Annotated in this window: 12 protein-coding genes and 1 pseudogene; 8 read left to right on the top strand and 5 right to left on the bottom strand. The window is 50.8% G+C overall.

The annotated features are described in order from the left end of the window. The first annotated feature begins 40 nt into the window (after positions 1-40). From ABD028_RS10070 to ABD028_RS10055, 4 genes are all read left to right on the top strand, one after another. The gene (locus ABD028_RS10070) at positions 41-1,561 is read left to right on the top strand and encodes a SpoVR family protein (RefSeq protein ID WP_102795531.1); all 1,521 of its coding nucleotides are present in this window, start codon (positions 41-43) and stop codon (positions 1,559-1,561) included. A 98-nt stretch (positions 1,562-1,659) separates the two neighbouring features. Beyond that, positions 1,660-2,292: an HvfX family Cu-binding RiPP maturation protein gene (locus tag ABD028_RS10065; RefSeq protein WP_343844631.1), complete on the top strand. Its 633-nt coding sequence runs from the start codon at positions 1,660-1,662 to the stop codon at positions 2,290-2,292. A 90-nt stretch (positions 2,293-2,382) separates the two neighbouring features. Continuing rightward, positions 2,383-4,098, top strand: coding sequence for an amidohydrolase (locus ABD028_RS10060; protein WP_343844629.1), 1,716 nt, complete (start codon positions 2,383-2,385; stop codon positions 4,096-4,098). A gap of 4 nt (positions 4,099-4,102) precedes the next feature. Further along, on the top strand, positions 4,103-4,939 hold the full coding sequence (locus tag ABD028_RS10055) for a hypothetical protein (protein WP_343844627.1): 837 nt from the start codon (positions 4,103-4,105) through the stop codon (positions 4,937-4,939). On the opposite strand, the gene ABD028_RS10050 is transcribed toward ABD028_RS10055, so the two are convergent. Beyond that, the gene (locus ABD028_RS10050) at positions 4,917-7,304 is read right to left on the bottom strand and encodes a Lon protease family protein (protein ID WP_343844625.1); all 2,388 of its coding nucleotides are present in this window, start codon (positions 7,302-7,304) and stop codon (positions 4,917-4,919) included. The genes ABD028_RS10055 and ABD028_RS10050 overlap by 23 nt on opposite strands. 189 nt (positions 7,305-7,493) lie before the next feature. Here ABD028_RS10050 and ABD028_RS10045 point away from each other — a divergent pair, with 189 nt between their 5' ends. Then, entirely contained in the window at positions 7,494-8,012 is a 519-nt protein-coding gene (locus ABD028_RS10045) for an SRPBCC family protein (protein ID WP_343844623.1), read from the top strand. 25 nt (positions 8,013-8,037) lie between these two features. After that, positions 8,038-8,222 (top strand): annotated as a pseudogene (locus ABD028_RS23260) (hypothetical protein); the annotation flags it as partial. On the opposite strand, the gene ABD028_RS10040 reads toward ABD028_RS23260, so the two are convergent. The 4 genes from ABD028_RS10040 to ABD028_RS10025 form a co-directional block, all read right to left on the bottom strand. Continuing rightward, positions 8,185-8,430, bottom strand: coding sequence for a DUF3955 domain-containing protein (locus ABD028_RS10040; protein WP_102795536.1), 246 nt, complete (start codon positions 8,428-8,430; stop codon positions 8,185-8,187). The pseudogene ABD028_RS23260 and the gene ABD028_RS10040 sit on opposite strands and share 38 nt — an antisense overlap. Continuing rightward, positions 8,430-9,446, bottom strand: a complete 1,017-nt coding sequence (locus tag ABD028_RS10035; RefSeq protein WP_343844619.1) for a CobW family GTP-binding protein — start codon at positions 9,444-9,446, stop codon at positions 8,430-8,432. The genes ABD028_RS10040 and ABD028_RS10035 overlap by 1 nt, the downstream gene beginning before the upstream one ends. An 82-nt stretch (positions 9,447-9,528) precedes the next feature. Further along, the gene (locus ABD028_RS10030; protein ID WP_343844617.1) at positions 9,529-10,866 is read right to left on the bottom strand and encodes a YncE family protein; all 1,338 of its coding nucleotides are present in this window, start codon (positions 10,864-10,866) and stop codon (positions 9,529-9,531) included. A 26-nt stretch (positions 10,867-10,892) separates the two neighbouring features. Continuing rightward, the gene (locus tag ABD028_RS10025; RefSeq protein WP_343844615.1) at positions 10,893-13,301 is read right to left on the bottom strand and encodes a TonB-dependent receptor; all 2,409 of its coding nucleotides are present in this window, start codon (positions 13,299-13,301) and stop codon (positions 10,893-10,895) included. Between the two features lie 252 nt (positions 13,302-13,553). On the opposite strand from ABD028_RS10025, the gene ABD028_RS10020 reads away from it, so the two are divergent. Next, complete coding sequence (locus ABD028_RS10020; RefSeq protein WP_343844613.1) at positions 13,554-16,097, top strand: EAL domain-containing protein; 2,544 nt, start codon at positions 13,554-13,556, stop codon at positions 16,095-16,097. Positions 16,098-16,289: 192 nt separating this feature from the next. Continuing rightward, positions 16,290-16,781, top strand: coding sequence for a TIGR00645 family protein (locus tag ABD028_RS10015; RefSeq protein WP_102795541.1), 492 nt, complete (start codon positions 16,290-16,292; stop codon positions 16,779-16,781). The last annotated feature ends 9 nt before the right edge of the window (positions 16,782-16,790 follow it).

The raw sequence follows: 16,790 nt of genomic DNA, 5'->3' as shown, positions 1-16,790 counted from the left end.
AACAGGCTGCAGGTTCCGGCAAGTTAAAGGAGGGGCTGAAGTGAGCAAAAGACGTAGAGGCAAACCCTTATCCGATGGACCAGACTGGACTTTCGAGCTTCTTGACCAGTACCTGGCAGACATTGACCGGGTTGCCAGACATTATCACCTGGATACCTATCCAAACCAGATTGAAATTATTACCGCTGAGCAAATGATGGACGCCTATGCCAGTATCGGCATGCCCATCAATTACACCCATTGGTCCTATGGTAAGAAATTTATTCAAACCGAACAGGGCTACAAACGCGGTCAGATGGGACTGGCCTATGAGATCGTGATTAATTCTGACCCTTGTATTGCTTATCTTATGGAAGAAAACACCATCACCATGCAGGCGCTGGTAATGGCACATGCCTGTTATGGGCATAACAGTTTTTTCAAAAACAATTACCTGTTTAAGACCTGGACGGATGCCAGTTCCATTATCGACTATCTGGTGTTTGCCAAAAACTACATCGCCCGCTGTGAAGAAAAATACGGGATTGCCGAAGTGGAAGTTATTCTGGATTCTTGCCATGCCCTGGCAAATTTTGGTGTAGACAGATATAAACGCCCACAAAAATTGTCATTGCGCGAAGAACAGGAACGTCAGCAGAGTCGGGAAAAGTACCTGCAGTCTCAGGTCAATGAATTATGGCGAACCCTGCCACAAAAGCAGGAAACCGAGGCCGATCCTAAACGTAAACGTTTTCCCATTGAACCACAGGAAAACCTGCTCTATTTTATCGAGAAAAACGCGCCACTGCTGGAACCCTGGCAACGTGAGCTGGTACGCATAGTGCGCAAAATCTCTCAGTATTTTTACCCACAAAAACAAACTCAGGTGATGAACGAAGGCTGGGCCTGCTTCTGGCACTATCATATTTTGCATCACCTGTATGATGAAGGTCGGGTGACGGATCGCTTTATGATGGAGTTTCTGCACAGTCACACCAATGTCGTCGCGCAGCCCGATTACAACAGCCCCTATTACTCAGGCATTAACCCCTATGCATTGGGCTTTAATATGTTTATGGATATCAAACGTATCTGTCAGCACCCCAGCGCGGAAGACAAACAGTGGTTTCCAGAAATTGCTGGCTCCGATTGGCAGAAAACCCTGCAGTTCGCCATGGAAAACTTCAAGGACGAGAGTTTTATCAGCCAGTTCTTGTCCCCCAAACTGATGCGTGATTTTCGTTTGTTTGCCATTCATGACGATGACCGGGACAGCCATTTACAGGTGGCGGCCATTCACAACGCCGAGGGTTATCAATTGCTGCGTGAAAAACTCTCAGCCCAATACAATCTGAGTAATCTGGAACCGAATATCCAGGTGTATAACGTGAATGTTCGTGGTGATCGGGCCTTAACCCTGCGTTACATTCCCCACAACCGCATCCCTCTGGCTGAGAGTCGCAAGGAAGTGATGAAGCATCTGCACAGATTATGGGGCTTTAATGTCATTCTGGAAATGGAAGACGAAGACGGCGAATTCAGCGAAATAGAGCATTGCCCAGAGCAACTGGAGGAAGTCTGACAGCAGCGCCTGCGATACATGGCTGTGCTGAACATTGAATAGATTTCTTAGTCTGTCGGGTCCTTGATAGCAGTAACTTAATTGCTTCAGGACCCCAAATGCCGTTATTTCAGTTCTTTACCCGCCTGCATTTACAGTTTGATAAAACCCGTGCACTGGATTTTCTGGCGCCTCTGGCCCTGAGATTCTATCTGGTGCCGGTGTTCTGGATGGCCGGTGTGAATAAGCTAGAAGGTTTTGACAATGTGGTGCAGTGGTTTGGCAATGAAGATTGGGGACTGGCTTTACCATTTCCTTACTTACTCGCACTACTGGCGACCTGGACCGAAATACTGGGCGCAGTGCTTTTACTGCTGGGTTTTGCCGTTCGTTATATCAGTATCCCGCTGATGATCACTATGTTGGTTGCCGCATTCAGTGCACATTGGCAAAACGGCTGGCAGGCCATTGCCGACCCTAGTGGTCTGTTTGCCAATCAGCAAGTTCTGGACTCCGCTGACAAACTGGCCCGGGCCAAAACGATTTTACAGGAGCATGGTCACTACGAGTGGCTAACCAGCAGCGGTAACTTCGTTATTCTCAACAACGGCATTGAATTTTCCATTACCTATTTTGTGATGCTGTTGGTGTTGTTTTTTGCCGGTGCCGGTCGCTTCATCAGTATGGATTACTGGTTCGCCAGGAACACTCGTCGTTTGCAGTCAGCAAGCAAAATACCCACACATCAATAAGCGCTGTTATCGCTATTGCCAAATCAGGCTTGCCGGACTAACAATAGCCAGGCAGGGTTTGGTTGTATCAATTAATGGAAAGCTTAAAAGATGAAGTTGGTGTATCTGTCGCTTTCACTGTTACTGGCAGGCTGTGCCAGCCATTCAACGACGCAAACGATCAGCGCTGATTGGGTCATTCAGGGTGGCCATATTCTGACTCAGGACCCGGCACAGCCACTTGCCACCGCGCTGGCAATAAAGGGCGGTAAGATTCTGCTGGTTGGTAAGGATGCAGAGCTCGAGCCCCTGATAGGTCCGCAGACTAAGGTTACCCGGCTCAAGGGCCAAACCCTATTACCCGGTATTATAGACAGTCATATCCACAGCATTGAGGGCGCATTGGCATTGCAGGCCTGTAATCTGCAAGACCAGGCAATGACATTATCAGCGCTGGCCGAGCATATTCTTCAGTGTGACAAAGACTATCCAGGTGAATGGCTGGAAGTCCTGAATCTGCCAAGTGTTGGGGTGGATGTGGATCGCTGGCAACTGGACCGTATTCTGCCTCAGCGGCCGTTATTTATTATCAGTACCGATGGCCATACGGGTTGGGCCAACAGTCTGGCATTGTCATTGGCCGGTATCGACAGCCAAACCACGGCCCCCAATGATGGACGCATTGTAAAAGATGCCAATCAGCAGCCGACTGGCATGTTGATTGATGGGGCCACAGCCTTAATCAGCCAACATATTCCCAAACCTTCTCTGCACCAGCGCAAGAGCGCTCTGGTAAAGGCACTGCAAGGCTTCTATCAGGCAGGCATCACGGCATTTTTGGAAGCCAACAGCAATGACAGCAGTATCGAGACCTTTTGCGCGCTAAGTGCCGAGGGGCGCTTGCAGGCGAAAGTGAATCTGGCCCTTGGCAGTAAAGGCCAGGCCAGCGAACAGGAATTTACCCGCCTGCTGGCACTTAGGGCGAAAGCCGAGTCCTGCGGGCTGATGGCTGACACAATTAAACTTTATGCCGATGGTGTGATGGAATACCCTACCCAATCGGCCGCCCTGCACTCACCCTATCTGCATAATGAGGAACACGGTCCTGACTGGGCAGGAAAGCTTTATATTCCGCCACCACAACTGCAGGATTTTGTGCTGATGGCCCAGCAGCGGGGATTCAGCGTGCATATTCATGCCATTGGTGATGCTGCCATTGGCGAGAGTCTGGATGCTTTTGCCAGGGCAAGAGCACAGCGGCCTGATAAACCGGTACGCTTTTCCATTACCCATTTGCAGCTTATCGCCAGCAACGATCTTCCACGCTTTGCCCAACTGGACGTGTTAGCCTCGATGCAATTGCTGTGGGCACAACCAGATGAGTACAGTGTCGACGCACTGCAACCTTATTTGGGCAAAGCCCGTCACGGGCAAATTTACCCCGCAGCCAGTTTATGGCGGGCCGGTGCGGCAATTGCCGGTGGCAGTGACTGGAATGTATCGGATTACAATCCCTTTGCCGCCATGGCCGTGGCTATCAGCAGACAAAATCTGCAGGAACCCGAGCGGGGCACATTAAACGCCAAGGAACGACTGCCTTTGCCGGTATTATTGAATGCCTATACGCAGCAATCTGCCCGCTTACTGGGCATGGACAGTCGTATAGGCCAGCTAAAGGCCGGGATGAACGCTGATTTAATTATCCTGGACCGTTCGCTGGACAGTGCAATCAGTGCAGCAGCTTTGGCACAGGTCAGTGTGCAGATGACCCTGATCGACGGCAACATCCTGTATAATGCCAGCGCAGACAAACTGAATAACAACTAACTCTATGCAAAAATACCTCGCTGCCATCAGCCTGATGGCGTTACTGACTTGGTGGTACTGGCCACAGCAGCAATCGAATCAAGTCTCCTTAGCCCACAAGCCAGAGCCACAGTCTGCTGCAATAGCAGATAATGCCGAGTCAGTTCCCAACGTAGATGATTGGCGCCTGCCTCAGCCTTTGCTGACAGAATTTAATCGCCTGAATGAGAAAGCCCGGCAGCAGGATCCCATGGCCCAATATCAGCTGGGCCGTAATCTGTATTTTTGCTATTACAGTGCAGACAACGATGTGGCGCACCAGCAAAAGCTTGATGAGCTGCGCCAGACCGGTGATTCCAGTGCCTCATTCGCCAATAACTATGACAGATATAGCTACTGCCGCGGCATTAGTCGCGCCGACAAAAACCGTTTCGCAGATTTATTAATGCAAGCTGCTGTGGCAGGCCACCCTGAGGCAGCCGCAGAGATTGGCACAGTGTCGGCAAAACTTTATTTGCAGGCTACCGGGCAAGATAAGCTGGAGCGCGATGCCTATGTCGCGGCCAGACAAGCCTACCTTAAGCACCAGCAGACATTGTTGGAAAACGCGGCACAAACAGGTCACGTGAATGCCATTAAATTGCTGCTTCGAGATGCAATGGGACAGCGCATGGGCGAGGATTCCACCGCCAAGGCCCTGGCTTATCTGCAAGTGCTTAGGCACTTGGAACCTGAGTTTGCCGACAGATATCAGTGGCAGGAACAGCGGCTGCTAGGCACCGCCAGCGCAGATGATATTAGCCGGGCTGAACAGACAGCCCTGACTTTATTGAAAAATGCTACTCCTCATCCGCCCCGTTAACGATGCGGGCAATCTGGCTCAGGCGACTGACCGCTAAACTGTTAATGCTGCCTTTGGGGAAACGGGCACGGCTGCTTAGCAGACCCGCTTCGCGTCCCATCAGAATTTCGGCCGCCTGATCGACAGTTTCCACGGAATAAATATGGAAGCGGCCGGCTTTCACCGCCTGCACCACTTCCTTATCCAGCATCAGATTGACTTCATTGGATTTGGGGATCACCACCCCCTGCTGACCGGTCAGACCCCGGTGGGCACACAGCTTGAAGAACCCTTCAATTTTTTCGTTCACGCCCCCAATACTTTGTACCTGACCATATTGGTTAATGGAGCCGGTCACTGCCAGTCCTTGTTGTACCGGGATCAGGGTTAAGGCTGACAACAGTGCCACCAGTTCTGCCAACGACGCGCTGTCACCGTCGATCTGCCCATAGGATTGCTCAATGGCGATATTGGCCGACAAGGTCAGCGGGAACAGCTGGGCGTATTTGTGCCCCAGATAACCGGTTAATAACATCACCCCTTTTGAGTGAATCGGCCGGCCCAGCTCGACTTCCCGCTCGATATCCACCACGCCGTTGGCACCGGCGTAAACTGTTGAGGTAATCCGCGCTGGCGTACCAAACAGGCTATCGCCAATTTCCAGTACTGTCAGACCGTTCACTTTACCAATGGCTTCACCATCGGTTTCAATCAGAATCTGTCCTTCTTTGATATCGTCCAGCAGCGCCTGGCTGATACGGCCACTGCGCTGGGTTTTAGCATCCAGGGCGGTTTCAATATGAGTCACATCCAGCTCGTCACTTTGCTGCTGGGCACAGAAAAATTGCGCTTCATGCAACAGCTCGATCACGTCTGCAAAGCGCGCCGACAATCTGTGTTGATGCTCGGCCAGACGCAGGCTGTATTCCACCAGCCGGTACATGGCTTTGGCAGAAATACCTTGTAAGCCCATTTCTTTGACCTGGCAGCGAACCCGGCCAACAAAATCATACAAGGTGGTTTTATCCAGGGGGATCTCATGGTCAAAGTCCACCAGCACCCGGAACAGTTCATGAAACTCGTCTTCATATTCCTGCAGGGTGTAGTAAAGATCCCTTGAGCCCAACAACACCACTTTCACTTTGATCGGCACTGATTGTGGGTTCAGCGTGACCGAATTCACCATACCGATATCATGCTGCTGAATGTCCATTTTCAGTTCGCCACGTTTTAGCACCAGTTTTAACGCATCCCACACATAGGGCTGTTGGATCATTTTATCCGCGTCCAGCAGCAAGTAACCGCCGTTGGCTTTATGCAAAGCGCCGGGGCGAATCATGCGGTAATTGGTAAATACCGAGCCCTGCACATTGGTATATTCCACCCGGCCAAACAGATTCTGGTAGGTTGGATTGGGTTCATAAATAACCGGCGCGCCACCATTTAATTCATGGCTGACCAGAATATTGGGCAGATATTGTTCTTCAAGCACAGTGCGGCGATCAAAATCATCCTGCTTTTCTTCTTTATTTTCTTCCCCCAGCACCTCAATCACGGTTTCCACCAAATGCGGTTTAAGCTGGCGCAAAAATTTAAGAATGCCTAAATCCCCGGCATACTTATGCTCCAGTTCCTTTAGCAGCGGCTTTATGCCCTGCTCGGCAGTTTCGCGGGTCAGCTTGCGGGCGTGTTCAGACGACTCACGCTTCCACTGCGGCAATTCCAGCAGTTGTTCGCTGAGTTTTTCTTCCAGTTGGCTGATGAGATCGTAAAAGTGCTGGCGCTCCTGCTCTGACGCCCCGGCAAACTCTTCATCGGTAATAGGTTTGCCATTAACGATAGGCGAAAAACTGATGGTGCCTTTTTCTTCATACAGTGCCACATTATTGCGCTGCGCAAACAGCTCCACCTCGGCGATGGCCTTGTCGTAGCGCTGATCAAACTCCCGCTTGATATTGGCCTTTTTTCGCTGGTAGCCTGGGTTGTCAAATGCGGCAGGAAAAGTATCCAGCAATTCGTCTATCAGACTGTCAAGGTCGGCCGCCAGTTTACGACTCTCGCCTGCTGGAAGACGCAAGGTAAAGGGCTCACGCTCATCATCAAAGTTATTGATGTAGCACCAATCATCCGGTGTGGGCACGCTACTGACATGTTTGGCGATATATTCGTGCACCAGGGTGAATCGCCCTGTGGCCGCCTCCCCCATCACATACAAATTATAGCCTTTGGCATCAATGCCTAAGCCAAAGTTCAGTGCTTCGCGGGCACGCTGCTGACCAATAAAGGTGGCGTTTAAGGCCTGCTCTTCCTTTAAAGCCTGATTGATCAGACGTCGGCTGGGTTTGGCAGTCAGTTGTAAGGCGTTAAGTTGCGTGGCTTTGTGCATGAATCAGGCGGAGTTTAAACTGTCTTGCACAAGTGAAACCCGAATCCTGCAAGCTGTCAAACCCTGTAGCGTAAAAGCCTGAGTATCCGATGTTTTTTTGAACTTTAGCCTGGCAGGCTGAGGCACTAGTTGGCAAACTACGTTGTGCCCACTATGCTGGTGACAGCTTTCCAACATGCAGGTAACGCAATGAAATTCTGGTTATTCTCTTTAATGCTATTGAGTCAGTTTGCCAACGCCAAAGTACAGTATTTATCTGATACCGGGTTTATTCTGGAAAATCGCGTACAGGTCAGCACCTCGGCAGACAAAAGCTGGCAGCTTATGATAGAGAATGTGGGAAATTGGTGGCCACAGGATCACACCTGGTGGGGTCAAGCCAGCAACCTCAGCATTGAGGCTAAGGCAGGCGGCTGTTTTTGCGAAATTGCAGGCGATAAGCAAGCCATGCATATGCAGGTCGTGTTTGTCGAGCCGGGTAAACTGTTGCGTATGACCGGCGGGTTGGGGCCATTGCAGGGCATGGGCCTATACGGCGCGCTGGACTGGCAGTTTAACACCAATGATAAGGGCACTGAGATAATCCTCAGCTACAAGGTGCATGGTACCAGTGCCAAGGGTTTTGCTGAGCTTGCGCCGATTGTGGACCATGTGCAAAGCCTGCAATTAGGCGGACTGGCAGACTATCTGAATAGTGGCCATAAGTAGGCCTGGTATAAATGAATTCGGCATAGCGTTACTCAAGAATTTGCAGCAAACAGCCAGCGAGCGTGGTGCTTACTTCATTTATGTACAAGCTGGGAAGATAAACCGGCAATAGCCTTATACAGCAAACCGGGCGTCAAGGAGTCTGTATGGCATTTCGATATCGATGTGCCAGTCAGCCCTGCATGCCCGGCCGACTCGCGCCGCTCTTAAAGCTGCTAAGCAGCCTGTACATCAAGGTCACACTCAGCAGGCTGCCACCTAAAATCATACTCAGCACCCCCAATGGCAGAAACAGGCTTTCATGCAGCACTCCCTGCGTATCGACATATTGATAAAAATGGTGCTCCAACGCCAGCATCACGCCACCGAGCAGCAAAAAACTAAAGCTAATAAACAACCAGACCGTGGATTTTTTCATCACAATTCCTTCTTTTCTTTGCTTGCAATCAAATCAGCTTCATAGCGCGTAGACAACAATGCAGTTTCGAGTGCTGTCCAATCCTGTGGCATGCTGCTGATACATTCCATTCGACTGTCAGGGGCTTCGTTAAGTTCACTGCTGGTTAATATGCCATCGGCTTTGTTAAACAATATCCAGCCCCGTTCAGTGGACATAATGGCCTTGACTCTGTCCATTTCAAGGCCCATCAACAAAGACGTTAGTTTGTGCGCCACAAAGCAATGCCCGGCGGCAAACACCCAGCCACAACTGCTGAACCCGTCCCCTTGATTTTCTTTACGCACAAAACCACTTTGCGGCGTCGGCAATGGACCTGTGTCCTGGCCCTGTATTTCGCGGCCGGTCTGCACTAAAGACGTTCTGCAGGCACTTTCACCGTCCAGCCATGCTGGGTCGATCTGTCCATGCTGGACAGTGTCAATCTTGGTACCAAGCCCAAGATGACATAAGAAGCTCTCCAGCACCGGCACGTCATATTCTTCGTATAAATCCGCCTTGTTTGCCAGGATCCGGTCCGCCACCTGTAATTGCTGGCGAAAAATATCATGTTCACGGTAACGCTGCTCCTTGACCTTGCGGGCATCCACCAGTGTCAATGTAGCGCGCAAAGATAACACACCGCGATAATGTTCTGATGACAACGCAGCTAATACCTCCACCGGATGACCAAGCCCGGTAGGCTCTATTAATAATCGGTCGGGCTTGCTGCGTGCAATCAGCATATTCAGGGCAATTTGCATGGGCAGGCCGGATGCACAGCACATACACCCCCCTGCTACCTCGCGAATAACGACCTTCTGCTTATTAGCCCCGAGCAGCGCGCCATCAATGCCCACTTCACCAAACTCATTGACCAGCACCGCCCAGGTTTCATCGGCAGGCTTATGTTTAAGCAGATAGCTTATGGCGGTGGTCTTTCCCACACCGAGAAAACCGGTAATGATGTTGGTGGGTATGGCGGCTTTAAAGTGCATTGTGGCCCTTTCCTGGTAATAAAAAGCCCGCAACAGCGGGCTGAATGTCAATATTACAGCATGAAACTGAATCCCTGCTGTATCAATGGTCGTGGGCGTCAGCCACCTCACCAACAATCCCCAGCCAGGTTAACTTTTGTGGCACAAAGTCCAGTTCCAGTTCAGTGCTGATGGTAGCGTCGTGTAAATCCACACTCAGAATATGCTTTTCAATGGGGCTGGCGACAAACACCTGTTCGCCGGATAAGGTCATTTCAAAGCGACTGCCCTCGGGCATATCTGCCACGTCTGCTTCGCTGATGTCCAGCTTATGCGCTAATTCCCAGTGCAGTTCATTGTCATGGGCATGGGCCTGTAACAGCGACAAATAGCCCTGACTGTCCAGGATCACTAAGGTTTCGCCATCCAGACTCAGTTCCATCGCCAGTAAAGCGGCCCCTTCATGAGGCTGCCAGTCAAGCTTTTCCATCTCACCGGCCTCAGGATTGATAACAAACACCTGACTGCCGGCAATGCCAAAAAACTGCTCCCCTGCAAGATGGGCGCGTAAGCTACCAATACGCATACCTTCAGTAAAATCTGCGCTGTTGACTATTTTACTGGCACTGAACTGACCATCCTGCTCCTCAATCACCACGACACCGTCGCCGCAGGCAAAGGCAACAGCATCGTGATTTTGGGCACTGCCGTGTAGCACAGGACAAATCACTTCATAGGTTTCTTCCTGATGGAAGTGGTCACCGTGGGCATGAAAACGGGCAATGCGATCAGGCAATGTCGTAGCGCTGTTTGCATCCCTCAGGGTCGCGAACAGGTTCTCACCGCGGGCTTGGGCCGCGCCGTGCATATGGGTGTCAAACTCCTGGATGGGATAGTCATTGTTGTCGCTGCCAATATGCATCTCGTCAAACATGGCCGCAGAGGCGTTGACACCGTTTTGACCATCGCCATCAAAGAATACCGCCACCTGACTGGCCCCCACAGTGACATGAGTGGGACGACTACCGTTTAAGCTGAAATCCATCAAAGCCGGTGCTTGTTGGTAGGGGTGTAAATGATCGCCATGATCTTCCTGCCACAAACCGCCATCAATAAACTCCACTTGATTGTCATTGCGCTGCACCAGCATGGCATAGCGCTTGGACGGAGAGGCATACAGATAAGCGGGTTCAAAGGTCAGACCGATACTGGCCAACAGGCTGTTATCTTCGAGCTCAAACAGAGTGACCTGGTTGCTGCCTTTACTGGTAACCAGCAGTCGCCCTGCGCTGCTCACGTCACCATGATCGTGATCATCACCATCCCCGGGCACCACAATGGGCTCTTTCTCAATAATCTGTGTGGTGGCATCGCCACAAGCAGCCAGCATAGTGGCACCGATAATCAGGCTCAGGTGTTTTAATTGAGTTTGCAAAGTCATAGTGAATCCTTGTTGTGTATCTTGTATCAGAAGTAGCCGCGGATCCCCACCGCGACAGAGCGGCCGGGTAAAGGAGCTAAATGTTTAAGAAATGAAGTGTGTGGCCGGGCTTCCTCGTCGGTCAGGTTGTGACCTTTGAGATAAAATGCCAGCTCATGTCCGCCTAACCCCAGGTGGTAAGCCAGGTTAAGATCGAGCAAGGTATAACCCGCGCTCTCACTCTCAAGGACAGCCGTGCGGTCCTGCTCGAAGTAGCGGGTTAAACCCAGATCAGCGCTGATGCTCTGATCTTCATAAGCCAGGTTGGCGCCCAGGCGCAAAGGTGGGGTGCGCGGTAGATCGCCACCGTCCTGCAGTCTGGCGCGCACATAATCCCCCTGCAAGGTGAGCTTCCACTGCGGCATAAACTGCCAGAACAGCTGAGATTCAAAACCATGCAATACCACATCATCCTGAGCAAACAGATAAACAGGTAATTCCCCGTGGTCGTGAGCGTGCTCGTCACCATGCTGATGTTCGTCGCCGTGATCATGGTCGTGTCCAGATTCAGCAAATAAGCCGGTATTCTGCTGGTAGTAGTAGTTGTCCACCCGGTTGTAGAAAGCATTGAGGATAAAGCCCAGATTGCCGCTGAATTTGCGCAGGGTCAGGTCCAGATTATTGGCCGACTCCAAATCGATGGCCTGGTCGGTCAATCCCAGATAGGCATCGCCGTGGGCATCCTGATACAGTTTAAACAAGGCTCCCACTTCAAAACTGCCGGTGCCAATGTGCGGACCAAAAGACAACAACTCAGCAGCCGAAGGTGCGCGCTGGGAGTGGGACACAGAGATCCCCAGGTTGTAGCCCAGGGTAAAATCCCAGACCAACCCAGCCGACAGACTGTATGGCTCAAATTCATGCTCGGCACTAAAACGCCGGGTCACCTGATCCCCATGGTCGTGGTCGTGGTCGTGGTCGTGGTCGTGGTCGTGGTCGTGGTCGTGGTCGTCATGACCATGCACCGCTGAATCAGGGAACAACAGATTATCGGCCTTCAGGGTCACCCGTTCGATGCGCGCACCAAGCTGGGCCAGTACCGGGCCAAAATGCCGCTCTTCCATCAAGGCCAGTGCCAGACTGTCGGTCACAGAAGGCGGGGTAAAGGCTTCTTGCCCCACTGCAGCAAAGTCACTACGCTTGTAATGCAGACTCAGTCCACCGTGCCAGCCCAGCACTTCGTTGTGCAAAAACTCCATACGGGCTTCTTTGCTTTCGTTGCTAAAAGTGGTGCCAACCTGTCCCAACTCGATTTCAGAATGTTCATAATCGGTATAGGACAGCTTCGTGTTTAGCGCGCTGATAAAACCCTGCTCAAAGCGCAGTTCGCTGAGTAGCTGCACTCTGTCCTGCTGCATATCTGCCGTGACGGCAATATCCTCATCCCCATGACTGTGGCCGGGAATACCGTATTCCCGGTTTAAACGTCCGTAGCTGATACCGATATAGCCGTTGTCGAGCAAGTAACTGCTGCCCAGAGTAACGCCCTGAGATTCGGCGAAGGAGCTCTTGACCTTGTCGACACTATCCTCGTCATCCGGGTCCGCCAGCCCTGGTACTTTATAATCATCGCTTTCCCGCCAGTAGCCATCCAGATGCAACGCGACACGCTCCAAACCGCCGTTAAAGTTAAACGACGCCAGCTTCTGGTTATTTACCGACGCATGTTCCAGTGTCCATTCACCGCGGGTTTGGTTATCTGTTGGCACGCGATTATCCACCACGTTGACCACCCCACCTATGGCACCACTGCCGTAGAACAAGGTGGCCGGACCGCGCAATACTTCAATTTGTGTGGCCGTGCTGGCTTCAGCAGAAACAGCATGATCCGGCCCGACTCTGGATGCATCCCCTGCATCCAGACCATTTTGGCTAATCAACACTCTGGGGCCATCCAGACCGCGGATAATAGGGGTACTGGCCACCCCACCATGGGAATTACTGTGCACGCCGACTTCTTTGGCTAATGTATCGCCCAGGGTGGCAGCCTGGACGTTACGCAATTTGTCGCCACTTAATACCGTCACCGGCAATGCCGATTCAATGGCCGAGGCATGAAAAGGGCTGGCCGTCACATCCACCACTTCAATACTGGTGGTTAGCATAACGATGCGCAGATTGTTCAGCCCCTGCTCTGGTATCTGCACATGCAGGCTTTTATGGGCAAAGCCCGGCGCCGACACATGCAGTTCGACTTCGCCTTGTTGCAAAGCGTTATATTGAAATCGTCCCTGTTCGTCGGCTTTCAAGGCCTGATATCGCCCATGCAACTGCACTTTGGCGTGACTGACAGGTTGTCCCTGCTCGTCTACCACTTGTCCCTGCAAGGACTGGGCAATGGCCATGGCGCTGAACAAACTTGATAGGCTTACAGCCACCAAGGTCCGCTTTATCATACTCACCTCTAAATGTTATATCATACCAATTAAATATCACATCTGAGTCCAATGTAATCCCTGGTTCTCTGCCATAAAGAAAGGGTTCTCTGTTGATTCTCAAATATAAAACCCACAAAATGATACATTGTATCATTACAACAATGCAACACTTAGTCACTGCACCAGCATTGACTGCGCTTGCGGTGGATCAATATCTCATCCACCAGAATGGGTTAGTATGAAGGTTTAAAGCAGTATCGATGAGCGCTTATGCAGGATGTACTCGGCCCATTGCTAAACCTTGGTCAAACAGAGCCCACCGTGGGTGAGCTGGCCAGCCGCAATATCATTAGTTGCCCACCCCACACGCCAATTTGCGACGTAGCCAGGTTAATGCAAACCCACTCCGTCAGTTGTGTATTGGTCATGGAAGAGGAACGCATTGTCGGTATCTGGACAGAATCAGATGCCAAAGTCATTGATTTTCAATCACCAGGCATTTACCAAACACCTGTGGCTGAGCTGATGAGTTGTCCGGTCATTCAGGTTAACTGCGACATGATGCTGAACGACGCGGCGAGTTTAATGCTACAGAAGCGTATTCGACGCCTGTTGGTCCTGGACAAACTGCAGCGCCCATTGGGGATCCTGACCCAAACCGATATTGTCCGCCAGCAACGTATTGAATTTTATCTGAGCTTGCGGGATGTGGGCTCCAGTCTGAATCGTCCACCTTTGATACTGAATGCAGCACTGCCCCTGGCCGACGGCGTGGCAGCCATGCGCCAGCAAGGCCTGGATGCCGCCATTGTTATGTTTGCAGATGGGCCGGCCGGCATCGTTTCAGAACGCGATTTGATTCACATTATTGCGGATGGCAAAACAGGGTTGAATCTGGGTAACGTGGCCGCCAAGCCATTACTAACCGTGAGTAAAAGCTGCACCTTATTGCAGGCCGTGGAGCTGCTTAAAAAACAAAACTTCAGGCATCTGGCGGTATGTGATGAGCTGGAACAACTCTGTGGTTTGTTATCCTTTTCCGATATTTTACTGAATGTAGAACACACTTATGTTGAGCAGCTCAAGCAGGCGCTGCGGGCCAGGGACGCTGCACTTCGCACTTCTACCGATTATTTGCGACTGGCGCAAAAGGTCATCGATGCCTCTCTGGATGGCATTATGATTACCAATGTGGATGGGGTGATAGAATCCGTTAATCCAAGCTTTTCCATTCTGACCGGCTATAGCGCCGAAGAAGCCGTGGGCCAGAAGCCCGATTTGCTCAGCTCAGGGCTACACGATGAACGTTTCTATCAGGAAATGTGGGAAACCTTATTGTCACAGGGACTGTGGCAAGGGGAAATTTGGAATAAACGTAAAAATGGCGAGATTTATCCGCAGTGGTTGTCTATAACAGCCATTCGCGGCGAACAAGGCGAGATCTGCCAGTTTGCTGGCATTTTCAGCGACATCAGTGAACGAAAACGACAGGAAAAGCAGATCCATCAGCTTGCCTATATTGACGAGTTGACCGGCCTGGCCAACAGAAGATTGTTTATGGACAGGCTGCATCTGGGGATTGCCAATGCCCATCGACATCATCATAAAATGGCGGTGCTGTTTCTCGATCTTGACCTGTTTAAACGGATCAACGACACCCTGGGCCATCAGGCCGGTGATCAGGCCCTTAAAGAAGTGGCCAGACGCCTAACCTCGACCGTCAGAGAAGGCGAGTCAGTGGCGCGCATTGGTGGAGATGAATTCACTATTCTGATCCCTGAGGTGGATCAGGCCGGGTCATTGGAATGCCTGGCTAAACGTCTGATTGAACAGTTTGACTTGCCTTTTCGAATTAAAGGACAGGATTTTTTCCTGACCACCAGTATTGGTATCAGCCTCTATCCTAAAGACGGCCAGGGCAGCGAACAATTGATTAAGCATGCGGATCTGGCCATGTACCAGGCCAAAAGTGCTGGTCGTAACCAGTATTGCTTCTACCAAGCCAGCGCCGGGCAACAAACGGCTGACGAATTGCGACTGGAACAAGGTTTGCGTCATGCATTGCAAAATCAGGTACTCAAGGTGTTCTACCAGCCTAAGGTGGAGTTGCTATCAGGCCGGCTGATTGGTCTTGAAGCGCTGGTAAGATGGCGGGATGCTGAATTAGGTCAGGTATCCCCCAAAGATTTTATTCCGCTGGCTGAAAAACTCGGTTTAATTGGTACCCTCAGTGAACAGGTACTGCAAACTGTCAGTCAGGACATACAACAAGGTAGCTTGCCGCAGGTGCCTGTTTCTATCAATATTTCTGCTCTGCAGTTAGCCGCACCGGATTTCAGTCACAAGCTGTTGGCCACCTTGCGACAGTATGCTGTTTCCCCGCAGTCCATCGAGCTGGAATTAACCGAAAGTTGCCTTATCCCGGAGCAAGCAGACGCCACATTGAATCTGTTAACCAAATTGAGATCATTGGGATTTCGCTTGTCTATTGATGATTTTGGTACAGGCTATTCATCCTTATCCTACTTGCGACGTTTACCTATTAATGCGCTTAAGATAGATCGCAGCTTTATCCGAGAATTACCCCACAACAACGAGGATAATCAGATTACTCTGGCCATTATCGCCATGGCCAAGGCTCTAAAGCTGGAGGTTATTGCTGAGGGCATAGAAACCCCGGCGCAGCGTGCGTTTCTGTTACAAGCTGGCTGCCATACTGGTCAGGGCTTTCTCTATAGTGAAGCATTGGCACCAGATAAGTTAAATGATTGGTTGCCGGATTTGGTCAATATTTCACTTCAAAAGCCACTTTGACAGGAGACGACATTGTTATGACACAGCATTTTAAACCTCGATGTGTGCCGTGAAGGATTTACGCTGAGCCCAGACCTCGGCACATCTATGGAACAGGCATTTGTTGAATCAATTAAGAGCTGCTGCGCTTAGCCGTTGCAATGCGCCAAACTATCGCCATAATGTGCGCCATCTAAGTTACGGGATGGCATCATGGAAAAGCTGGTTGAAAAACTGATCTACTCTTCGCGCTGGATTATGGCACCTATTTATCTTGGTCTGAGTTTGGCGCTGCTGGCGCTTGGCATTAAGTTCTTCCAAGAAGTGCTGCATATCCTGCCGATTATCCTGTCAATGAAAGAAGCCGATCTGATACTGGTGGTACTGTCATTGATCGATTTGGTATTGGTGGGCGGCTTAATCGTGATGGTGATGTTTTCCGGCTATGAAAACTTTGTATCACGCCTGGATATTGATGGTGACGGAGAGAAACTGGACTGGTTGGGCAAACTGGATTCAGGTTCGCTAAAAAACAAAGTGGCTGCTTCTATCGTCGCTATCTCTTCTATCCACCTGCTTAAGATTTTTATGAATGCGCAGAATATCCATAACGACAAACTGTTTTGGTACGTGATTATTCACCTGACCTTTGTGCTGTCGGCCTTTGCCATGGGTTATCTGGACAAACTCACACGCAAAGCTTAGTGCGCGAGG

Origin of the sequence: Bowmanella denitrificans, from assembly GCF_039522935.1 — a bacterium.
Classification (GTDB): Bacteria; Pseudomonadota; Gammaproteobacteria; order Enterobacterales; family Alteromonadaceae; genus Bowmanella; species Bowmanella denitrificans.
The sequence above is the reverse complement of the archived record's forward strand: the minus strand, read 5'-3'. Positions and strand labels throughout refer to the sequence as shown.